We start from the raw sequence: 21,887 nt of genomic DNA on the forward strand, positions 1-21,887 counted from the left end.
CTGGACCGACGCCCACCACATTCGGCACTGGAGCGACGGCGGTCCCACCGCCCTGTCCAACCTCGTGCTGCTCTGCAAGAAGCACCACACGATCATCCACAGGAACCACTGGGCCGTGCAGATCGAATCGGACGGGTTCCCGTCGTTCACCCCACCCGCGTGGGTGGACCCGCTGCGAAGACCCAGGCCGGCCCACAACCGGCGCGTGAACCACGGAGCCTGACCAGGCAAGGCCTCAACACTCACCCACAACCAGACCGGTTGCGGCCGAGACACACTCGGCCGCAATCGGTCTGCACTGTTTCGGCACCCAATCGATGACAGCGCCCAGCCCGCGTCGGGGACAAACCGCCTCGAGCGACCTCAGTCCTCCACGATCCGCTCGGTCAGCCGAACCGTCACCGTCGCCCCTGCCTCCTTGCCGATGGCCCGGCGGACATCCGCCTTGACCGGCAGCTTGTGCGTGCCGTCGCCCATGGCCATGAACGAACTGCGGAACGGGTGACCGTCGACGGTGCCGCCGACCTTCACCAGGCCCCGGGTGCCGAAGAACTCCACCGACTGCGGCCACACCACGTACGTCCAACCGCCCTTGTTCGGGCTCTTCTGCAGTACCGCCGTGAACTCCTGATCCAACATCGGATCTCCTCCCAGCCTGTCGACCGCCTACCTACGACAGCTTCCACCGAGGTAGACCCGCCGGCGCGCGCAAACTCATCGACCTCAGCGGATCGGCGTGCCGACCGGGACGTTGACGAAGCTGGGCGCGTTCGGATCCAGCACCAGACGCTGCGGCCCCAGGCCGCTCTCGTCGAGCAGCGGGCGAAGCAACAAACCCTTGGGGAAGTTGGCGGCGTACACGTCGACCCTGAGCCGGTGGCCGGGGGCCAGCACCGCATCGGTGGCGGTCAGGCCCACGTCCAGCGCGAGGGGCTGCCCGGGAACCACGGGCTGCCGGCTGTCCAGGGTCAGCCGGTAGAACGGGTCGGTGAAGTCCCCGTTCGCCGACTTCCCACTCTTCGCGTCGTCGATCGCACGCAGCGACGACGTGAGCTGTCCGCTGGTGAGCACCGTCGAAGTCCCGTCCGGCGCAACGTCGTTGAGGGTGGCGGCCCAGTAGCCGTCGGTGGCGTCGAGCACGGTGTTCAGGTGCACGTTCACCGAGCCGGAGATCTCCGTCCGAACGGTGACCGGCTCGCTGGTGAAGCTGAGCGCGTTCTGCTGACTGAACCTCGAGTCCTTGCCGCAGGCGTCGAGTACCGCCGTGATGCCGATCGTCTGCTGCGCGGAGTCCCGTGAGCACAGCGTCGCCAGGCCCGGCGCGACCGTCAGTGTCGCGCCGTCGGCGGGCTTGGTTGCCACCAGGCTGCCGTCGTGGATGCTGCCGTTCGCGGTGCCGCTCGACCGCGCGTCGAGGTACATCCGCTGATGCGTCATGCCCGACCGCGGGAACTGGTCGGTGCTGGTCCAGCCGCCGCCCTGCTGGTAGAGGGTGGCCGGGCCGTAGCTGTCGATCCCGTTGTCGATGCCCTTGAGCCAGCGGTCGAACCAGGCGCGCTGCAGCACGTCGAGCCGCGGCGGGTTGCCTGGCTCACCGAACGCGGAGCCGAAGCTCAGGTGGTAGGTGTCGCCCATGATCAGCTGCTTCTGGCCGGGCGGCAGCGGGATGGCGTTGTAGATCTTCGGCTCGCTGTTGGCGAAGATGTCGTGCCACCCGCCGTAGACCATCGTCGGGGTGGTGATGTTCTCCGGACTCGAGGCCAGGTCGCGGCGCAACGAGCTGTCTTCCGCGAGAAGAGTTTTCAGATCCGGCGTGACGGCGTCGACACTCGGCACGGTGAGGGCGTTGAGCAGCAGCGGCACGAAGGTGAGCGGGTCGGACTGCCGGTCCGCCAACCATTTCCAGTCGAAGGTCCCGTTGAGGAGCGACTGCACGTCCGGAAGCCACTTCGTCCCGTTGACCGCGGCCAGCCACACCGGCATGAAGCCGATGCCGATGCCGCCTCCCGGCGCGACCACGTCACGCAGGATGTCGCCGCCGGGCTCGATCGGGACGATGGCCTTCAGCGCGGCCGGACGCTTGCTCGCTGCCTGCACCTGGTTGATCGCGGAGTAGGACACCCCGTTCATGCCGACCTTGCCGTCCGACCACTGCTGCTTCGACGCCCAGTCGATGGTCTCGAGGGTGTCCTGCTGCTCCCGGGACTGGAAGACCTGCCAGGCTCCCTGCGAGAACCCGGTCCCGCGAACGTCGACGACCACCTGGGTGTAGCCGCTCTGGATCAGCTTGGGGTCGACGCTGAACGTCCTCAGTCCGCCGCCGGAGGCCGTCTTGATCAGGTCGGCGAGACCACTGACCGGGGTACCCGACAGGTTCAGGTTCCGGGCGAAGTCCATGATCGGCTCGCCGAGCTGCGGGACCGAGAGCGCCGCGTTCGCGACCGCCGAGACCAGCTTCGTGTACGGGGTCATGTTGACGACGACGGGCGTCTTCGTGTCCACGGCCCGTCCGGCCGCATCCGCCGGCCGGTACACATTGGCCTTGAGCACCACCCCGTCGCTCATGGTGATCGGCACGTCCCACTCGGTGTGCACGCCGGGGTACTGCTGCGGGCCGTCGGTGGTCTCGGTCCACTGCGCCCCGAGGCTCCCGCCGTCCGGGGTGACGGCCGCGGCCGGGGGTGCGAGCGGCAGCATCAGCAGAACCCCGACTGCGGTCACCAGCGCGGCCTTTGCCACCTTCACGGTCAACGTCTCTCCCCTGTCGACGAACGGACTGCCCGCTCACCGAGGCCGGAACGACCCGCAATTCGGGCACCAACCTGCGAGGACGGACAGTACCGCGAAACACTAGGCGTGGATTAGCGGTTAACTTTTACACTGTAACGAAGCTCACAGCCGGCCGCTCGGCCGGTCCGCCCGGATCCACCGGCCATCAGAAACCGGACGCGAGCAGGCCCCGAGCAACGCTGCTCGGGGCCTGCTTCGACGTACCTGACGGGTCGCTACCGCGGCATCACTACCGGGTGACCGCGCACGCCTGACCCGTTTCGCGCTGACGCAGTTCCGTCTTCCGGATCTTGCCGGTGGCGGTGCGCGGCAGCTCCGAGATGAACTCCACCCGGGTGGGGCACTTGAAGTGTGCGAGGCGCTCCCGGGCATACGACACGAGCGCCTCGGCGGTCACCTCCGCACCCTCCTCCACGACCGCGTAGGCCACCACCGTCTCGCCCCACTTGTCGTCCGGCACACCGATTGTCGCGACCTCGACAATGCCCGGGAACCGACACAGGACCTGCTCGACCTCGATCGGGTAGACGTTCTCGCCGCCCGTGATGATCATGTCCTTCTTCCTGTCGACCAGGGTGATGAAACCCTCGTCGTCGACCCGGCCCAGGTCGCCGGTGTGGAACCAGCCGTCCCGGAAGGCCTCCGCGGTGGCCTCCGGACGCATCCAGTAGCCGGCGGCCACATTGGCGCCGCGTACCACCAGCTCACCCACCTGGCCGGTCGGCACCTCCACCCCGTTCGGATCGACGATCCGGGTGTCGATCGCGAACAGCGCCCGGCCGACCGAGCCCGCCTTCGTCTTCACGTACTCGGCATCGAGGAACGAGATCCCCGGGGCCGCCTCGGTCATCCCGAATCCCTCCTGGAAGGGCACCCCCAACTCGGTGTAGAAGTCGATGACGGGCAGCGGGGTCGGCGCACCGGAGGAGAGCGCGAGGTCCAGCGCCGACAGGTCGTACGACGCGAGGTTCGGGATCCGCATCAACGCGGCCCACATGGCGGGCACCATGAGCTGGACCGTCGCGCGCTCGCGCGCCATCAACTCCAGCGTCCCGACGGGATCGAATGCCGGCACGATGACATTGCGAGCGCCCATGTAGAAGAACGGCAGCGTGTGCATGCCCAGCCCGCCGATGTGGAACATCGGTGTCACCGTGACGGTCACGTCGGTCTTGCGCAGGCCGCGTCCCACGGTCGAGGCGACGTTCTGTGCGTTGGCGATGGTGTTGGCATGCGAGAGCATCGCGCCCTTGGGCTGCCCCGTCGTCCCCGAGGTGTACATGATCATCGCGATGTCACGGGGATCGACGTCCATGTCCAGGCGGGTCGAGGCCCCGGACGCGAGGAGTTCCTCGTACGCGGCGCCGACCTCGACCACGTGCCGCACCCGGACCCCCTGCTCCTCGAGCGCGACCCGCCCCGCGGAGAACTGCTCGTGGAGGACCAGTACGTCCGCGCCGAGATCGGCCAGGATGTAACCGATCTCGGGAGCGGAGAGCCGGAAGTTGATCGGCGAGAAGACGGCCCCGATCTTCGCGCAGGCGAAGAGGGTCTCCAGCAACTCCACCGAGTTGGCCATGAGCACCGCGACCCGGTCCCCGCGTCGCACCCCGAGCCGGTCGACGAAGGCGTGCGCCAACCGGTTGGTCCTGGTCTCGAATTCCCCGTAGGTCCAGCGCTTGTCGCCGCAGACGAACGCGACACTGTCCCCGTCGAGTTGGGCACGTCTCGTCGCCCAGCGGCCAATTCCGTTGTCCATGAAGTCCTCCTGAAGATTGCTACGCCAGCGGGGATGGTGGGTCGGTGAGGAAGGTGAGGCGGCGAGAGAGGGTGGTGCGGGTGACTACGGGGTCATCTTCTGCGTCGTGCGGGCCAGGATCGAGGTGAAGTCGACACCGCGCGAGAGCGTGCCGTAGACGCTCCCCCGGTCTCCGGCCAGCCGGGAGCCGATGAAGGCATCCGAGACCGCGGGGTTGCCGTGCCGGGCGAGGAGCGAGCCCTGCAGGACCAGCGCCATCCGCTCGATCATCCGGCGGGCCCCGATCTCGACGTTGTCGGGGCTGGCCAGGTCCGCCTTCATCGAACGGACGGCCTCGTCGAGCCGCGCGTCCGCGCCCGCGGCGAGGTCCACCTCGTCGAAGAACGCCTCGACGCTCTGCGGGGACTTCGCCATCGCGCGCAGCACGTCCAGCGCCGCGACGTTGCCGCTGCCCTCCCAGATGCCGTTGAGCGGAGCCTCCCGGTAGAGCCGCGGCATGCCGGACTCCTCGATGTACCCGTTGCCGCCCAGGCACTCGAGCGACTCGGCGGCGTGCTGCGGCCAGCGCTTGCAGACCCAGTACTTGCCGATGGCCAGCGCCAGTCGCTGGAACGCGGCCTCGGACTCGTCGCCGCGGATGGCACGGTCGTTGGCGCCGGCGAGGCGCATCATCAGGGTGGTCGCGGCCTCGGACTCGACGGCCAGGTCGGCGAGGACGTTGCGCATCAGCGGCTGGTCGATCAGGTAGCTGCCGAACGCCTTGCGGTAGGTCGCGTGGTGCGCGGCGAACGTGACGCCCTGACGCATGCCCGCGGCGGCGCCGGTGAGGCAGTCCAGCCGGGTCATGTTGACCATCTTGATCATGGTGGGGACGCCACGCCCCTCCTCGCCCACCCGCCAGGCCAGCGCGTTGTGGTACTCGATCTCGGAGGAGGCGTTGGACCGGTTGCCCAGCTTGTCCTTGAGCCGCATCAGCTGCATCGGGTTCAGGGTGCCGTCGGGCTGGACCCGGGGCACGAAGAAGCACGTCACGCCCGCCTTGGTCTGCGCGAGGGCGAGGAAGACGTCGGCCATCGGCGCCGAGGTGAACCACTTGTGCCCGAGCAGGCGGTAGCTGCCGTCGGGCTGCTCGGTGGCGACGGTGGTGTTGGCGCGGATGTCGGAGCCGCCCTGCTTCTCCGTCATGGACATGCTCGCGATCAGGCCCGCCTTTGTCAGCGGCGCGCGCAGCCCGACCTCGTAGTTGGCGTTGCTGAGCAGCGGCTCGTAGACGGCGGCCAGCTCCGGGTTGGCCCGCAGCGCCGGGATGGCCGAGTAGGTGGCGGAGATCGGGCAGGTGTGGCCGGCGTCGACTCGCCAGGTGTAGAACTTCGCGGCCCGCGCCACGTGGGCGCCCGGCCGCTCGTCGCTCCAGGCCGCACCGTGCAGGCCGTAACGGACCGAGGTGCGCATCATCTCGTGCCAGGCCGGATGGAACTCGACCTCGTCGGCCCGGTTCCCGTAGCGGTCGTGGGTGTGCAGGATCGGCGGGTTCTCGTTGGCCAGCCGGCCCCACTCCTGCGCCTCGAAGGTGCCACCGAGCCGGCCGAGCTCGTGGACCTCGTCGGCGGCCCAACCCGCGCCCTCGCGGTCCAGGCCCTCGAGCAACGCCGGATCGTCAGCGGCGTCGAAGTCCACCAGTCGCGGTACCTGATTGAAAACCTCATGGGTCTGCATGGCGCTACTCCTCCGGTCGGGCAAATCTCCGTGGGCCTGGTGTGGCCGTTGTCACAATTAATATTACATATTTCTGACGTTTGTGGAAGATCCGTAATTTTTGCGGCGGTCGTATACCGTTGTCCCCCATCGACAGGGGCGGCGCGTAGCACGTGAATCGCCGACGACCTGGACAAATACGACAGATCGAGAACCTGCCGCGGCGGCAGCGGGGAGGAAGGCCATGACCGGGGCAGGGGCGGGTGAGGGTGGGCAACTCTCGCTTCGACGGCTCACCGCACGCTCGGTGGTGCTCAGCGTCCTGCTGAGCCTGCACCCGCCGGCGCTTGCCGTGCGCGACCTCGTCCGGGCGGTCGAGATGTTCGACATCTCCGAGTCCGCACTGCGGGTGGCACTGACCCGCATGGTCGCCGCGGGCGACCTCGAGCGCGCCGACCACACCTACCGACTCAGCCGCCGACTGCTGGACCGTCAGCGCCGCCAGGACGAAGCAATTGCACCGAAACTTCTTCCGTGGCAAGGCGACTGGGACATCGCCGTGATCACCACCACCGGCCGGAGCGCCGCAGACCGCGCCGCACTTCGAGCCGACCTCGACCTGCAGCGCCTCGGCGAGGTCCGCGAGGGCGTGTGGATGCGTCCGGCGAACCTCAGCCAGGAGTGGCCGCCGCACCTGGACAGTCAGATCCGCAGGTTCACCGGCCGGCCGAACGAGGACCCCCAGGGCCTGGCCCGCGACCTGTGGGACCTGGACGGCTGGGCCTCGACCGCCGAGGAACTCCTCGCCCTGTTCGGCGAGGCAAGCCGGCGCGTGGATCGCTTCACCGTCACCGCGGCGAGCATCCGCCACCTGCTGCGCGATCCCGCACTGCCGCCCGAGCTGCTGCCGTCGACCTGGCCGGGTCCCGCGCTGCGCGCCGCCTGCGCCGCCTACGAGGCGGAATTCCTTGCGCTGCGGGCCACCGCCGTCCACCCCGGGGCCACCGCCTCGACCCCGCGGGCTGCCACCGCCGCCGAGTAGCGGCCCTCGGTCACCGGACGACGGGCCCCGCCGTGGGATCTGGCACCGCCGACCCGGGCAATCACCGGCGTAATCTGCACACATGCCGCGGCGCGGTGGCCGAGTCGTTCCGCGCCCGCAGCTGGGACCTGTTCACCAACTCGACAACTTGCCATGGGATAACGAAGCGACAGCCAGCCGACTTAAGAGAAGGACCCCCGGGTTTGCAACTCCAGTCACAGACGGACCGATCCGAGCTGATCCCTCCGACCTTCCTGCGTTCGTCGTCGGCGCCCGCACCGCGCACCCTCGTCGACATCGTCACCGCGACCGCCGAGACGTTCCCGGACGCACCCGCCATCGACGACGGTCACGTCACGCTGAGCTACGCCGAACTGCTCGACGAGATCCGGGAGGGCGCACGGCGACTCGGCGAGGCCGGGGTCGGCGGCGGCGACCGGGTGGGCATCCGGATGCCGTCCGGCTCCCGCGACCTCTACCTGGCGATCCTGTCCGTGCTCGCGGCCGGCGCGGCCTACGTGCCGGTGGACGCCGACGACCCCGAGGAGCGGGCCGAGTTGGTGTTCGGCGAGGCCCAGGTGACCGCGGTCCTCACCGGGGGCCGGCCGCTGCCGGGCACCGCGCCGAGCCGCGAGGTCCCGGCCACGCCGCGCCCGCCGACCCTCGACGACGACGCCTGGATCATCTTCACCTCGGGCTCCACCGGCACCCCCAAGGGCGTCGCCGTCAGCCACCGCAGCGCCGCCGCGTTCGTCGACGCCGAGGCCCGGATGTTCCTGCAGCAGGAGCCGATCGGCCCCGGCGACCGGGTGCTGGCCGGCCTGTCCGTCGCCTTCGACGCCTCCTGCGAGGAGATGTGGCTGGCCTGGCGGCACGGCGCCTGCCTGGTCCCCGCTCCCCGCGCGCTGGTCCGCAGCGGCATGGACCTCGGCCCGTGGCTGGTCTCCCGCGACGTCAGCATCGTCTCCACCGTCCCCACCCTCGCCGCACTGTGGCCCGCCGAGGCCCTCGAGGCGGTGCGGCTGCTGATCTTCGGCGGCGAGGCCTGCCCGCCGGAACTGGCCGAACGCCTCGCCGTCGAGGGCCGCGAGGTGTGGAACACCTACGGCCCCACCGAGGCCACCGTGGTCGCCTGCGCCGCGCCGATGGACGGCGTCGGCCCGGTCCGCATCGGGCTGCCGCTCGACGGCTGGGACCTGGCCGTGGTGGACGCCGACTCCGTCCCGGTTCCGGTCGGCGAGGTCGGCGAGCTGGTGATCGGCGGCGTCGGGCTGGCCCGGTACCTCGACCCCGCCAAGGACGCCGAGAAGTACGCGCCGATGCCCTCGCTCGGGTGGGACCGCGCCTACCGCAGCGGTGACCTGGTCCGGCTGGACCCCGAGGGGCTGCTGTTCCAGGGCCGCGCCGACGACCAGGTCAAGATCGGCGGCAGACGCATCGAGCTCGGCGAGGTGGACAACGCACTGCAGAACCTGCCGGGCGTCAGCGGCGCGGCCGCGGCGGTCCGCAAGACCGCCTCCGGGCACTCGATCCTGGTCGGCTACCTGGCCAGCACCGACCCCGACTTCGACGTGGCGGCCGCCCGCACCCTGCTCGCCGAGCAGCTGCCGGCAGCGCTGGTGCCCCGGTTGGCGCTCCTCGACGAGCTGCCCACCCGCACGTCCGGGAAGGTCGACCGGGCCGCCCTGCCCTGGCCGCTGCCCGGCGCCGGACCCGAGGACGCCGCGACCGCCGCCGGACTCGACGGCACCGCCGCCTGGGTGGCGGGGCTCTGGGCGTCGATCCTCGGCGCGCAGATCACCGGTCGCGACGACGACTTCTTCAACAGCGGCGGCGGCTCGCTGGCGGCCGCGCAGCTGGTGACGGCGCTGCGCGAGCGGTTCCCCGAGGTCACCGTCGCCCAGCTCTACGACCACCCCCGGCTCGGTTCGCTGGCCGACTACCTCGACGAGCTGGCCCCCACCGTCGCGGCCGAGCCCCGGATCGTCGCGCCGACCCCGCGGTCCACCCAGTGGGCGCAGGTGGCGCTGACCGTCCCGCTCACCACGCTGACCGGGCTGCAGTGGGTGACGTGGCTGGCGCTGGTGAACAACGTGCTGGCCTGGTTCGTCCCCGTGTCGTGGGCACCGACGGTGTCCTGGTGGTGGGTGCTGATCGCCTTCGCGCTGTTCATCAGCCCGGTGGGCCGGATGGCCCTCGCCGTCGCCGGGTCCCGGCTGTTGCTGCGGGGACTGAAGCCCGGCACCTACCCGCGCGGCGGCCGCGAGCACCTGCGGCTGTGGGTGGCGCACCGGCTCACCGAGGCCAGCGGCGCCGCGAACCTGTCCGGCGCCCCGTGGATGATCTACTACGCGCGGGCGCTGGGGGCCAAGATCGGCCGCGGCGTCGACCTGCACACCCTGCCGCCCGTCACCGGCATGCTCGAGCTGGGCGAGGGCTGTTCGGTGGAGCCGGAGGTGGACCTGTCCGGGCACTGGATCGACGGCGACGTGGTGCACATCGGCATGATCCGGATCGGCGACGGCGCTGCCGTCGGCGCCCGTTCCACCCTCCTGCCGGGCACCCGGATCGGCAAGAACGCGGAGGTCGCGCCCGGTTCCGCGGTGTTCGGCCGGGTCAAGGCCGGGCAGAGCTGGGCCGGCTCCCCGGCCGTCAAGGTCGGCAAGGCGACACACCCGTGGCCGGAGCAGCGCCCACCCCGCGGCACCCGGTGGGTGCCCGTCTACGGCGCCACCTCCCTGCTGATCTCCGGCCTGCCGATCCTGGCGCTGGCCGCCGGCATCGTGCTGGTCGGCTGGGGCGTCCACGACGCCGCCGACCTCGGCGACGCGATGGTGCGGGCGCTGGCCTGGCTGCCCGCGGCGACGCTGCTCGCCCTGTTCGTCTTCGCCGCGGTGACGCTCGCGGCGGTCCGCGCGCTCGGCATCGGCCTGCGCGAGGGCTACCACCCGGTGCGCAGCCGGGTCGGCTGGCAGGTCTGGGCCACCGAACGGCTGCTGGACTCCGCGCGCACCTTCCTGTTCCCGCTGTACGCGAGCCTGCTGACCCCCGGCTGGCTGCGACTGCTCGGCGCGAAGGTCGGCAAGAACGTGGAGGCCTCGACGGTGCTGCTGCTGCCGAAGTTCACCACCGTCGCCGACGGCGCCTTCCTCGCCGACGACACGATGATCGCGTCGTACGAACTCGGCGGCGGCTGGCTGCACATCCAGGAGGCGAAGGTCGGCAAGCGGGCGTTCCTGGGCAACTCCGGGATGGCCGGGCCGGGCCGCCGCGTCCCGAAGAACGGTCTGGTCGCGGTGCTGTCCGCCGCGCCGAGCAAGGCGAAGTCCGGTTCGTCGTGGCTCGGCAGCCCGCCGGTGCGGCTGCGCCGGGCCGTCGACACCTCCGACGCGGCCCGCACGTTCGCGCCGCCGATGCGGCTCAAGATCGCCCGGGCGGTGGTCGAGACCTGCCGGTTGATCCCGGTGACGGTCACCTTCGGCATCGGCCTCGGCGTGCTGTTCGCCCTGCAGGCGCTGGTCGGTGCGGCCGGGTTCGCGGTCGCGGCGCTGCTCAGCGGGCTGGTGCTGCTGGTTGCGGGTGCGGTCGCCGGCGCGGTGTCGGTGGCAGCGAAGTGGCTGGTCGTCGGCCGGATCGGCAAAGTCGAGCATCCGCTGTGGAGTTCGTTCGTGTGGCGCAACGAAGTCTCCGACGCGTTCGTCGAGACCGTCGCCGCACCCTGGTTCGCGCGGGCCGCCACCGGGACCGCGGTGCTGAACGTGTGGCTGCGCGGCATGGGCGCGCGCATCGGCCGCGGCGTCTGGTGCGAGTCCTACTGGCTGCCGGAGGCGGATCTGGTGACGCTGGGCGACGGCGCGACCGTCGAGCGCGGGTGCGTCGTGCAGACCCACCTGTTCCATGATCGGATCATGTCCATGGACACCGTCACCCTCGGCAACGGCGCCACCCTGGGGCCGCACTGCGTCGCGCTGCCCGCGTCCGGCATCGGCGACGGCGCCACCGTCGGGCCCGCGTCGCTGGTGATGCGGGGCGACACCGTGCCGCCGAGCACTCGATGGCAGGGGAACCCCATCGGCCCGTGGAGCGTGTCCTGATGGTGAAGCCGGGAAAGTTCGCCGCCGGCGGTGCCGGCAAATTCTACGAGGAACCAGTCGACGCGTACCTGCCGCAGAACGGCAACCGCGGCTACCGCGTCTCGCGGTACGAACTGGAGCTGACCTACAAGGTGCCCAGCAACCGGTTGGCGGGCAAGGCGTCGATCACCGCGAACGCCACCGAGGTGCGGGCGAAGTTCGCGTTCGACCTCTCCCCTGCGCTGACGGTGTCCAAGGTGACGGTCAACGGCGCACGCCCGGCCAAGTACACCCATCAGCACGGCAAGCTGACTCTCACACCGGCGCAGAAGATCCCGGCCGGCGGGGCGTTGTCGGTGACCGTGCAGTACGCGGGCACCCCCAGCCCGATCCGCAGCATCTGGGGTGAGGTGGGCTGGGAGGAACTGACCGAGGGCGCGATCGTGGCCAGTCAGCCGAATGGCGCCGCGTCGTGGTTCCCGTGCGACGACCACCCCAGTTCCAAGGCCAGCTACCAGATCTCGATCACCACCGACTCGCCCTACTACGCGCTGGCGAACGGCACCCTGCTGCGCAAGCAGACCCGGGCCAGCCACACCACGTGGGTGTACGAGCAGAGCGAGCCGATGGCCACCTACCTCACCACCATCCAGATCGGGCCGTACGAGCGGCGGCGGGTGCCGTCGGACCTGGCCGCGACGCCCATGCACGCGGTGCTGCCACAGCGGCTGCGGACGCGGTTCGAGCACGACTTCGCCCGGCAGCCCGAGATGATGGACACCTTCGTCCGGCTGTTCGGCCCGTACCCGTTCGCGGACTACACGGTGCTCGTCACCGACGACGAGCTGGAAATCCCCATAGAGGCGCAAGGCATCTCGGTGTTCGGCGCCAACCACTGCGACGGCCGGCGCGGCTCCGAGCGGCTGGTGGCGCACGAGCTGGCGCACCAGTGGTTCGGCAACAGCCTGACGCTGCGGTCGTGGCGCGACATCTGGCTGCACGAGGGCTTCGCCTGTTACGCCGAGTGGCTGTGGTCGGAGAACTCCGGCGGCCCGTCCGCGCAGGAGATCGCCACCCAGGCCCACCTGAACCTGGGCCTGCTGCCGCAGGACCTGCTGCTCGGCGACCCCGGACCGGAGCTGATGTTCGACGACCGGGTCTACAAGCGCGGCGCCCTGACCCTGCACGCCCTGCGCCAGGCCCTCGGCGACGAGTCGTTCTTCGACCTGCTCCGGCAGTGGACTGCGCGGTACCGGCACTCGAACGTGACCACCGAGGAATTCACCGACCTGGCAGCACATTTCACCGACGTACCGCTGCGACCGCTGTGGGACGCCTGGCTCTGGCGCAAGCCGCTGCCGTAGGCGGCCTCGCCGCTCGTGCGCACTTTCCGCCCCGGTGGACACCGAAGGCACGCACGAGCGCCGGGCGCCTCAGTCCGTGAGGATGCCGCGCAGCACGATGTCGGCCAAGGCATCGGCGAACGGTCCTGGGTCGTCGAGATCACGGACGGACATCGCGTAGATGGCCGCTCCGGCCATGACGTCGAGCAGAACGTCGACATCGACACCGGTGCGTACCTCGCCCCGCTGACGCCCCTCGTCCAGGCGACGCTTCAACTCGGCCCGGACGCCTGCACGCTGCCGCACGACGAGGTCCTCACGCAATGCCTCGTCGGTGCGCACCTCACTCATCAGCGCGGGTGCGGCGGCTCGGGTTGCGGGGGCGCCGAAAAGGGCGACCGCACCGTGCACCAGCGCGCGGACCTGCTCCGCCATCGTGCCGTCGACACCGAGCACGGTGTCCACGTCGGCCCCGCGCTCCGTGTCCAGCACCGGATACACAGCGTCGTTGACGATGTGGGCCTTCGACGGCCAACGCCGATAGATCGCCGGTCGCCCGACACCCGCCCGGCTCGCAATCGCGTCGATCGAGGTACCGGCGTAGCCCTTTTCGGCCAACAACTGCCGGGTCGCATCCAGCACCGCCGCGTCGATCGCCGGATCCCGCTGCGGGCCCAGCCGACGCCGGGTCTCGAATTCATTCGACAATTTCAAAACCCCATACATCGCACTGTGGTAGCGGCTACATTGTGTCACGCCCTAGTCGTTACACCCTGTATCGACTAGAGGTTTGTGCACACCAGCTCTCCCGCAGTGGCCCGCTCCTGGATGGAGGAGTCGTCGGCCCACCAGCGTTACGGATTCACCGGACCCGCGACGTCGCTCCCTCACCGGTCCAGCGACCCCGGTTTCGGCCGCGCCGCCCGGAATCACTTCGGTCGGCCCGTTCTTGCAGACAGAGAGGCTCCACATGTCCACACGCATCGCGAAGGCCGCCGCCTTGCTCGTCACCGGCGGGCTGCTGTTCGCCGCGCCTGCCACCGCAAATGCACTCGACCTCAGCTCCCTCGGCACCGGCTCGCTCGGCGCGCTGCTCGGCTCGGGCTCGGCCGCTCCGGCCGCCCCCACCCCGAAGCTGGCCTCCGTCGTCAACTTCCGCGACGTCGCCGGCAACGAAGGCGCCGGCTACGCCACCGCCGACGGCAAGCACCTCAACCGCGGCGTCATCTACCGCGCCAACGGCCTCACCTCGACCAGCGACGCCGACAAGGCGACCCTGCTCGAGCTCGGACTGACCCAGGTCGTCGACCTCCGCGGCGCATCCGAGATCGCCAACCCGATGGTGGGCGGCGCGGACAAGCTCCCGGACGGTGTCAAGTACACCCAGGTCCCGATCGAGTTCGGGGACCTGGTCCAGCTCGCCACGACCATCAAGTCGCCCGAGGAGGGCGTCAAGTTCATGGAGGACGCCAACCGCAGCTACGTCACCGACCCCGTGCGCCGGGCCGCATTCACGGAGGTCCTGACGAACTTCGCCACCAGCGAGGGCGTCGATCTCTTCCACTGCTCCTCGGGCAAGGACCGCACCGGCTGGACCACCATGCTGCTGCAGACCATCGCAGGCGTCCCCGCTGAGACCGTCATGAACGACTACATGCTCAGCAACGACTACCTGAAGGAAGCCACCGCGAAGACCCTGGGCATGATCAGCTCCGCGATCAGCCCGCAGGCTGCGCTCAACCTGACTCCCGTGGTCACGGTCGAGAAGAACTTCCTCCAGGCCGGGCTCGACCAGATCACCGAGACCTACGGCACCTTCGACAAGTACCTCGCCGAGGGCCTCGGCCTGAGCGAGGAGACCATCGACGCCCTGAAGGACAAGCTGGTCGGCTAGGCCTCCTGCCCCAGGCAGGTCAATTCGGTACCTTCGCACGATTCGCGCGCATCTCCCCGGGCTCCGGGGAGATGCGCGCGGGACTTTGCCGCCACCAGCACCAGGCTCGACGCCGCGACCACCGCGCCGACGCCGAACAGCATCGGGTAGCTGACGATTCCGGGCCACTGCGCCGCCGCCAGGGCCATCGCCGCGGGCACCGCGAACCCGATGTAGGTCAGCGAGTAGAAGACCGCCGTCAGCCCGGCCAGGTCGTCGGGCCGGGCGATCCGCTGGATCTCCTGCAGCCCCGCGACCAGTGCCATGCCGTAGCCGCTGCCGAGCACCGCCGCGGCGAGCAGCGCCAGCGGCACAGTCAGCCGGTCCGCCGCGACGGCTCCGACCGTCATGCCCAGCACCAGGATCCCCAGCGCGACCAGCACGGCCCGGGCGCTCGACGGGGTGTCGATGCGCCGGCCCAGCGCCTGGATCGCGAACCCACACGCCAGCGCGACCACGCACAGCAGCGACGAGAACGCGACCGGCCGGCCCCCGGTGTGCTCGGCCATCAGCGACGGCATCACCGCGTACGCGCAGCTGGCCGCGCCGAACACCCACGGCGCGACCGGTGCGATGACGAACCAGAACCGACGGTGCGCGGCGGCCGGGATCTTGAGGTCCTTGGCCAACGGTGCCCGGTCGGCGGGTGGGGTCGCCGGACGACTCTCCGGCGCCCACAGCAATGCGACGCCCGCGGCGAGGGCAAGCACGATGTGCAGCACGTACGCCAGGGCACTCGGCCACGGCGCCCACTGTGCGAGCACCCCGGCCAGGCCGGCGCCGACCGCGAACCCGGCGGTCAGGCTCATCGCGGCCCGGCGCGCACCGGAGCCGCCACCGGCCGCCGTCTCCCACCGGCCGCTCGACAGCTCCTTGAGCCAGCTGCCGCCCACCGCCATGCCGAGCCCGAGTCCGATGCCGCTGAGGATGCGCCCGACGACCAGTAACAGGGTGCTGTCGGCGCCGACTGCCAGTACCAGCGAGCCCCCCGCGGCGACGAACGGCGCGGGCAGCATCAGCGCCCGCCTGCCGAGCCGGTCCGAGAGCGGGCCACCGACCAGGAGCGCGGGCACGATGCCGAAGACGTACGCGAACAGGAAGGCATCCACCACCACCGGCGAGAAGCCGTGGTCGAGCCGGTACATCACCAGGAGCGGGGTGAACTGGTTGCCGCCCCAGGCGACCGCGAACATGGCCGCCGCCACCAGCATCCACGGCGGGATCCGCCGCCGGCCGGACGTGGCTGTGTCCCAGCTTTCCTGGACCTGGACGCTCATCGGTCGCCGCCCCGGGGCAGGCCGTGCACCCGGCGCATGTGCTCGCCGACGGCGGTCTCGAACTGCTCGGCCGCACCGGCGTCGATCAGCTCCACCAGCCGCGCGTGGTCGTCGATGATCGACGCCAACTGCAGCGGGTCGCGGGCCAGGGAGCGTGCGGTCATCCGGCGCTGACGCTCACGCAGGCCCGCGTAGAAGGTGTCGAGCAGCGGGTTCCCGCCGGCCTGCACGATCAGCCGGTGGAAGTCGGCGTCGAGCCCGCTGAACTCGGCGACGTCGCCGGCCGCGGCGACGGCCCGCTGCTCGTCGAGACCGGCGCGCAACCGCCGGACCAGTTCGGCGCGCGCGGCCGGCGCCGCGGCGACGGCCCGGACCGCGTCGGCCTCGACCAGGCGGCGCGCGGAGACCACGTGCTCGGCCTCGCCGTCAGCGACCGGAACCACCAGCGCCCCACGCTTGGGGTAGAGCCGCATCCAGCCCTCCGCCTCGAGCCGCAGGAAGGCCTCGCGCACGGGGGTTCGGGAGGTCCCCATCTCGGCCGCGATCTCGCCCTCGCTGATCAGCTCGCCGCCGGGCAACGTGGCGGACAGGATCCGCTCCTTGACCTCGCGGTAGACCTGCTCCGCAGCAGAATGCAACTTAGACACAAGACGTATTTATACGCTCCGAAGCCGCCGTAGCCGCAGGTGGGTATGTTTTTCGGCAGCCCGACCCTGGCCGGGAAGGAGGCCGCCTCGGCCGGTCGACGACCCAGGTCAGGGCACCCAGTACTTGGCCGCGAGTTCCTCGATCACCGGGTCGCCCTCGGACGCCCCGTCCAGCGCGTTGAGGTCGTCGTCCAGCGAGACCAGTCGCGGATCGTCCTCCTCCGCACCACCCGACGCGTACCCCGTGTCCTCGGTGATCTGGCGGAGCATCTTCTCGCGCACCCGAGCCTTCAGCGAATCGCTCATAGTTGAGCATGGCCCCGCCGCGCGGCGCTGTCGAGTCCGGATCGTTCGACGCTCAGTCGTCGTTCTCGTCCTGCTTGCCGAATGCCCGTCGTGCCACCGGGATCAGCGCCACCAACGCACCGACGAGGACGATCACCGAGAAGATCTGCAGTGCCATCGAGCCACCTCCGAGATTCGACTGCCGAGCCGGTCGGCGCGGTCAGGTCGGCGCGAGCGCCGCACCCCACGGGCTGTTCCGCAGCACCGTGAACACGGCGAGCACCGCAAGCACCGCGACCGTGGCGGTCCGTCCCGACACGAAGCCCGCGCCCTCGACCCCGTTCCAACGACGACGCGCCCATCCCCACCATGCCACGACCGCCACCACGGCCAGCGGCAGGACCAACAGGTTGCTCGACAGCGAGGCCGCAACCTCGCCGTGGACGAGGTCGGCGCTCGCCCGCAGACCTCCGCAGGCCGGGCACCACAGTCCGGTCAGTGCGTGGAAGGGGCAGACTCCGTAGGCGCCGGGCCGGTGCGGGTCGCGCAGGTACAACAGCGTCGCGGCCGCCGCCACCCCGGACGCGGCGGCGAGCGGGGCCCGGACCCGTCGCACCAGCCTCCCGTGCCGCGACACCACCATCGGATCACTTCCATTCCGCCGGAATCGGCTGAAAGCAGGGTGAGATGACAGTAGTCCGAAGGGGCCGGCCCCTCCGGACGCTCGACCCCGACATTCGCGGCCGCGAACAAGAAGCAGGAGAACACCCATGACCGAACCGATTTACGACAAGTCCGAACAGCTCAAGCAGGTCCAGCAGGGACTGCTCGACGGCGAGACGGTGATCGCGGTGTACGACTGCATCGGCGCGGGCACCGGATTCATCGGCCTGACGAACCTCCGGGTGGTGATCCAGGACAAGAGCTTCGTCGGCAAGCGGACCGCGATCACGTCCATTCCCTACGGGAACGTGCGGTCGGTGTCGTTCCTGAGCAACAAGTCCTGGGCCGGGCAGTTCTTCTCGTCCAGCAGCATCGCGGTGACCGCGGGACCGGACACCTTCGAGGCCGACTTCCGAGGCCTGGACAAGGCACACCACGTCCACTCGGTGATCCTGGACCGGATCACCCGGTAACACACTTGCCCACAGCTGTGGACAACCCTATGCACATCACCCACCGAGCTGTGGGCAACCTGTGGATGGTTTGCCGAACTACGCGGATGATATTTGTCTGACCTGCATCGATTCCCTTACCCACACTGTGGATAGATTTGCAAACACGACATTGCCGGCCGGTGAGCACGCGGTGTCGGAGGTGATCACAACGCGGCCCCGGAAAGTTGTCCACAGCACCGAAAGTTGTCCACAGCACCCCCTGTCGTGGACACCTGCCCGGGGCGCGCCACCACCCGCCGCCGCTCAGTAGCCGTCCGACGGGACGCAGTTCTGCCCCCACCCGGGGCTGCGCTCCGGGTACGGGCAGGTCGTCACCGGGGGCAGGCTGTCCGGCCCGTTGCCCGTGCCCTCGTCGGGGAACAGGTACGGCCGGTTGTAGTCGTACTGCGGGCCGTAGCCGGGCGGGCTGTGGTCGAAGCCGTCCCCTCGGTCCGCCGCGAAGGCCGGCGCCGCGGCGGTGGTAATCGGCACCACCGCAAGCAGTCCGACGAGCGCGGCCTGTGTCAACAGCCTGGCCGGGCGCCGCGCACCGTGTGAAGTGATCATCGTCGACCCCTCATCCGCAGCCGAATGCCGCGTGAGCCAGGTGCGGCTCGCCTGCTCTTTCGTTTTGTACGTTCGACGGCGGAAATGCCGCCCCCAACAGTCTCGCCCTCGCCGGGGAGGACCGGAAGGGCCGGCCCCGAAGTGATCCGGATGTTCCGTCCGCGTCGACGCCCCCCGACGGGGCTCGCGGAGTTGCCGTCGGAAGCCCGGCGACAACGTCAAGGACGCCCTCACGGACCGGCCGCTCGTCGAGCTCCGAGCACCGGGGCGAACAACCGAGCACGAGAAAGCCCCTCACCTGATGTTCCAGGTGAGGGGCTTTCTGTGGAGCCGCCTGACGGAATCGAACCGTCGACCTTTTCATTACGAGTGACGTGACAAAGCTCACTGACCAGCGGGGCACTACCCCACGTTCCGTCTGTGTTCCGTTTCGGCCTTTCTACGCCGCTCGGTGAAGCGGTCCCGCTCGGATCGCATGTGGGCGTCCATCGCCGCCGGCAACAGGTCCAGCTCGTCGTCCCAGAGGTGCCCGTAGATGTCGAGCGTCATCGCCGCGCTGGCGTGCCCGAGCATCCGTTGCACCGTCTTCACGTTCGCGCCCGAATGGATCGCCAACGACGCCGCGGTGTGCCGCAGCTCGTACGTATCGAGGTCGTCAAGGGCCGCGGCTTCGACGAGATCCGCCCAGACACCGCGCCACCGGTGCGCCGTCCAGCCGTCGCCCACCGCGGTGGTCAGCAGCCACTCGCCCCGACCGCGCCCCTCGACTGCGTTCTCGAGGTCGAGCAGGAGTCCGCCACCGACCGGCACGTCGCGGTGCCGGCGGGTCTTCGTTTCGTCGGCGACTCCCGACTGGTCGACGTCACGCATCACCCGAAGTCGACCTCGCACGGGGTCGAGGTCTCCCACACGGAATCCCCATGCCTCGCCGGGCCGGACGCCCGTGCGTGACAGGACGTCTACGACCAGTCGCTCGCGCCAGCTCGGCGCCGCGGCGCGCAGTCGGTCCAGCTCGGGCACCGACAGGTACCGTCGCTCGCTCACCTTCTGCCGCGGGATGTCGCCCTTGCGCATCGGTGATGACGGGATGATCCGCTCGTCGACTGCGGTCTGCAGAAGCGCGCCGAGCACGATCCCGACCTTCCGTTGCGTTGCTTCGCCGACCGGCTTCGACTCCCCCGCCCTGCAGCCGCGAGTCGTTGTCAGCGTCGGTAGCCACGCCGCGACGCCGGCGCGCGTCACCGACGAACACGCGACGTCGCCCCACCTCGCTTGGACGTGTTTCCACGCGGCCTCGTACCCTGCGCGCGTCGACTTCGACTTGCCGGCCTTCGTGGCCCACCAGATCGGCCACACTTCACCGACCGTGATGTCCCGCTTCGCCTTCGCGATGTAGGTGCCGTCCTCCTGGGACGTGCGCGCCCGGGATACCGCAGCATCCGCAGCATCCTGCGTGGTGAATGACTTGGACACCTCGCGGCCGTTCTCGTCCCAGACGGCCAGCCACCGGTTTCCCTTGCCGTAGCGGGCCGTGCGGATTGTCTTCTTGCCGCGGTCGTCCTTTGTCATCCACAGGTCACGGATACGGGCCATGGGTCACGCTCCCACTCCAGCCCATCGAGTGGGCCATTCTCGCCATCAGTTCCTTCGGGTGTGCATCTCCAGCCAGACCCTGAGTAGATGCTCGGTCACACCGAGTTCGTGTGCGACCTTGACCCAGTTTGGCCCGTACGCCCTCTCCGCCTGCTGGACTTCGTGCTGGTCGATAAGGATCCGGGCGGCGAACTGATCCGCTGCCCGTTCCTGACGAGCCGCGAACCGCGGATCATCGACGGGCTCGTCGCCAGCGATTGCGTGGCCAACCTCATGTGCCAGAGTGCATGTCCGCTCCCGACCGCTGAGCCATGGCGCCAGAACGATCACACCGGAGTGGTGAACGTAGCAGCCCTTCCCGACAGCGGGTTCCTCGTCGAGAATCCGCAGCCCCAGCCCGGATGCAATACGTTCAAGCGTCCCAATCACTCTCGTCACCTCTCACGCCATCCTCACGTTCCGAGCTGTCCGCAACAGCACGTAGGTGAAGATCTTCCCTGTCTGGTGCGACAGATCCGACAGGCTCGCTGAACACGTCTCCCATGCCGGCTGCCATCCGCCCGTCGATCTCCTCGAGCAGTTGCTTGTTTGTCGCGGACTTCAAGGCCGGCAGGACGCCGACACCTTCGAGGTCTTCCGGTGCGAGGTATCCGGTGGCTACGAGCTCGTCGCCAGCGCGACGCCCGTACGCACGCGCAATCGCGATGACGTTCTCGGCGCTAACTTTCCCCCGCTTGAGCTGCCGGAAGAGCGTTGCTGGGGTAATCCCGGCGCGCTCTGCTGCGCCATTCGTAGTGTCCGCCGTGATGCCTGCGAGCCATGCCTCGTGGTCCATGTCTTGCATATTGCCAGACACGTGAGCGCCATACAACCTGCACCTTCGCCTTCTGAATCGTTCAAGGAAAATCACAGGCTTGCAATTCGATAGAGAGTCTGGCAACTTGAAAGACGGCCGATCGGAACGCAAGACGGACAGCCGATCGGAACGCAAGGAGGTGAGATCAGTGACCACCAGCTTCAAGGCGGCTCTCGAGCCAGGTCTGATTGACCGACTGAAGGAAGCACATCGCTTTCCGTCGGACGAAGCACTCGGGGCCGCGATCCGATGCACCGCCAAGGAGGTTGAAAGTCTCCGCCACGGCGCCGCGCCGTCATACGTGACGGCTCTCGCCATTGCGGCCATCACCGGCCGCGATCGACTCGACTTCGTCTGCCGAGTCACTCAGGCCGCATAGGCCATTCTCTCAACGCTTTTCGCCAGGCATCCACCTGGCGCGCCCTTTCATACCTTCACAGCGGAGACATTCGACCTGGCGAGCGCGCCGCTCATACACCTGCCATTGGTTCAAAGGTGCAGACCCGCAGCAACATTCGACACTGCGGAGGAAACGCGACGACCGATGCCGCCAGGTCAAACACACCCAACGCATGGGTGTGGTGACACATCAAGCAACTACCGAGGCAAGGAGCTGAGGTGAAACCAACACAACTACTCACAGTCGAGCAGACGGCCGAGCGGCTCTCCATCTCCTCACGGACGGTCGGGCGCATGTACCGGTCTGGCCAAATCCCCCACGTGAGAGTGCGAGGGCGGGTGCTTATCAACTCGAAGGACGTCGAGCAGTACATCGAGAACCACTACTACACCGAGGCGATGTGAGCCGAGCCCGAAGAAAAGCCGCCAGGTGAACCACCACCTGACGGCCAGCGACACCGATTGGAGAAC

Annotated in this window: 21 protein-coding genes; 8 read left to right on the top strand and 13 right to left on the bottom strand. The window is 69.4% G+C overall.

Annotation, left to right across the window (positions count from 1 at the left end):
• The coding region (locus AC1DWC_RS15080; protein WP_477909250.1) for an HNH endonuclease signature motif containing protein at positions 1-223 on the top strand (223 nt) is incomplete at its 5' end.
• 140 nt (positions 224-363) lie between these two features.
• Here the strand turns inward: AC1DWC_RS15080 and AC1DWC_RS15085 are convergent.
• The 4 genes from AC1DWC_RS15085 to AC1DWC_RS15100 form a co-directional block, all read right to left on the bottom strand.
• A complete protein-coding gene (locus AC1DWC_RS15085) occupies positions 364-639 on the bottom strand; it encodes a DUF1905 domain-containing protein (protein WP_477909252.1) in 276 nt (91 codons plus the stop codon).
• Positions 640-723: 84 nt separating this feature from the next.
• Positions 724-2,697: a CocE/NonD family hydrolase gene (locus AC1DWC_RS15090; RefSeq protein ID WP_477909373.1), complete on the bottom strand. Its 1,974-nt coding sequence runs from the start codon at positions 2,695-2,697 to the stop codon at positions 724-726.
• A gap of 322 nt (positions 2,698-3,019) precedes the next feature.
• Complete coding sequence (locus tag AC1DWC_RS15095; RefSeq protein ID WP_477909254.1) at positions 3,020-4,549, bottom strand: acyl-CoA synthetase; 1,530 nt, start codon at positions 4,547-4,549, stop codon at positions 3,020-3,022.
• Between the two features lie 84 nt (positions 4,550-4,633).
• A complete protein-coding gene (locus AC1DWC_RS15100) occupies positions 4,634-6,265 on the bottom strand; it encodes an acyl-CoA dehydrogenase family protein (protein WP_477909256.1) in 1,632 nt (543 codons plus the stop codon).
• 223 nt (positions 6,266-6,488) lie between these two features.
• On the opposite strand from AC1DWC_RS15100, the gene AC1DWC_RS15105 reads away from it, so the two are divergent.
• From AC1DWC_RS15105 to AC1DWC_RS15115, 3 genes are all read left to right on the top strand, one after another.
• The gene (locus AC1DWC_RS15105; protein ID WP_477909258.1) at positions 6,489-7,286 is read left to right on the top strand and encodes a PaaX family transcriptional regulator C-terminal domain-containing protein; all 798 of its coding nucleotides are present in this window, start codon (positions 6,489-6,491) and stop codon (positions 7,284-7,286) included.
• A 203-nt stretch (positions 7,287-7,489) separates the two neighbouring features.
• On the top strand, positions 7,490-11,380 hold the full coding sequence (locus AC1DWC_RS15110) for a Pls/PosA family non-ribosomal peptide synthetase (protein ID WP_477909260.1): 3,891 nt from the start codon (positions 7,490-7,492) through the stop codon (positions 11,378-11,380).
• Entirely contained in the window at positions 11,380-12,723 is a 1,344-nt protein-coding gene (locus AC1DWC_RS15115) for a M1 family metallopeptidase (protein ID WP_477909262.1), read from the top strand. The genes AC1DWC_RS15110 and AC1DWC_RS15115 overlap by 1 nt, the downstream gene beginning before the upstream one ends.
• Positions 12,724-12,792: 69 nt before the next feature.
• On the opposite strand, the gene AC1DWC_RS15120 is transcribed toward AC1DWC_RS15115, so the two are convergent.
• Entirely contained in the window at positions 12,793-13,410 is a 618-nt protein-coding gene (locus tag AC1DWC_RS15120; RefSeq protein ID WP_477909264.1) for a TetR/AcrR family transcriptional regulator, read from the bottom strand.
• Between the two features lie 262 nt (positions 13,411-13,672).
• On the opposite strand from AC1DWC_RS15120, the gene AC1DWC_RS15125 reads away from it, so the two are divergent.
• Positions 13,673-14,596, top strand: coding sequence for a tyrosine-protein phosphatase (locus AC1DWC_RS15125; protein WP_477909266.1), 924 nt, complete (start codon positions 13,673-13,675; stop codon positions 14,594-14,596).
• Here the strand turns inward: AC1DWC_RS15125 and AC1DWC_RS15130 are convergent.
• From AC1DWC_RS15130 to AC1DWC_RS15145, 4 genes are all read right to left on the bottom strand, one after another.
• Complete coding sequence (locus AC1DWC_RS15130) at positions 14,593-15,846, bottom strand: MFS transporter (protein WP_477909374.1); 1,254 nt, start codon at positions 15,844-15,846, stop codon at positions 14,593-14,595. The two genes, AC1DWC_RS15125 and AC1DWC_RS15130, sit on opposite strands and share 4 nt — an antisense overlap.
• A gap of 62 nt (positions 15,847-15,908) precedes the next feature.
• A complete protein-coding gene (locus AC1DWC_RS15135; protein WP_477909268.1) occupies positions 15,909-16,559 on the bottom strand; it encodes a GntR family transcriptional regulator in 651 nt (216 codons plus the stop codon).
• A 108-nt stretch (positions 16,560-16,667) separates the two neighbouring features.
• Positions 16,668-16,865 (bottom strand): hypothetical protein, encoded by a 198-nt coding sequence (locus AC1DWC_RS15140; RefSeq protein ID WP_072845468.1) that lies wholly within the window; start codon positions 16,863-16,865, stop codon positions 16,668-16,670.
• Between the two features lie 199 nt (positions 16,866-17,064).
• Positions 17,065-17,487 (bottom strand): DUF2752 domain-containing protein, encoded by a 423-nt coding sequence (locus AC1DWC_RS15145; protein WP_477909270.1) that lies wholly within the window; start codon positions 17,485-17,487, stop codon positions 17,065-17,067.
• A gap of 127 nt (positions 17,488-17,614) precedes the next feature.
• On the opposite strand from AC1DWC_RS15145, the gene AC1DWC_RS15150 reads away from it, so the two are divergent.
• Positions 17,615-17,980 carry a PH domain-containing protein gene (locus tag AC1DWC_RS15150; RefSeq protein WP_072845466.1) on the top strand — a complete coding sequence of 122 codons (366 nt, stop codon included), beginning with the start codon at positions 17,615-17,617 and terminating at the stop codon, positions 17,978-17,980.
• A gap of 285 nt (positions 17,981-18,265) precedes the next feature.
• Here AC1DWC_RS15150 and AC1DWC_RS15155 read toward each other — a convergent pair whose 3' ends face one another.
• The 4 genes from AC1DWC_RS15155 to AC1DWC_RS15170 all read right to left on the bottom strand — a co-directional run bounded on the left by AC1DWC_RS15155 (position 18,266) and on the right by AC1DWC_RS15170 (position 20,996).
• Positions 18,266-18,568 (bottom strand): hypothetical protein, encoded by a 303-nt coding sequence (locus AC1DWC_RS15155; protein ID WP_477909272.1) that lies wholly within the window; start codon positions 18,566-18,568, stop codon positions 18,266-18,268.
• A gap of 402 nt (positions 18,569-18,970) precedes the next feature.
• Entirely contained in the window at positions 18,971-20,161 is a 1,191-nt protein-coding gene (locus AC1DWC_RS15160) for a tyrosine-type recombinase/integrase (protein ID WP_477909274.1), read from the bottom strand.
• A gap of 45 nt (positions 20,162-20,206) precedes the next feature.
• A complete protein-coding gene (locus AC1DWC_RS15165; RefSeq protein ID WP_477909276.1) occupies positions 20,207-20,599 on the bottom strand; it encodes an ImmA/IrrE family metallo-endopeptidase in 393 nt (130 codons plus the stop codon).
• Complete coding sequence (locus tag AC1DWC_RS15170) at positions 20,574-20,996, bottom strand: hypothetical protein (RefSeq protein ID WP_477909278.1); 423 nt, start codon at positions 20,994-20,996, stop codon at positions 20,574-20,576. Before AC1DWC_RS15170 ends, AC1DWC_RS15165 begins: the two co-directional genes overlap by 26 nt.
• Before the next feature lie 169 nt (positions 20,997-21,165).
• Between AC1DWC_RS15170 and AC1DWC_RS15175 the strand changes: the two genes are divergently transcribed.
• Both AC1DWC_RS15175 and AC1DWC_RS15180 read left to right on the top strand, forming a co-directional pair.
• Positions 21,166-21,396, top strand: a complete 231-nt coding sequence (locus tag AC1DWC_RS15175) for an XRE family transcriptional regulator (protein ID WP_477909280.1) — start codon at positions 21,166-21,168, stop codon at positions 21,394-21,396.
• A 239-nt stretch (positions 21,397-21,635) separates the two neighbouring features.
• A complete protein-coding gene (locus tag AC1DWC_RS15180; RefSeq protein ID WP_477909282.1) occupies positions 21,636-21,821 on the top strand; it encodes a helix-turn-helix domain-containing protein in 186 nt (61 codons plus the stop codon).
• Positions 21,822-21,887 lie beyond the last annotated feature (66 nt).

The organism is Rhodococcus sp. P4_C10, from assembly GCF_056402135.1.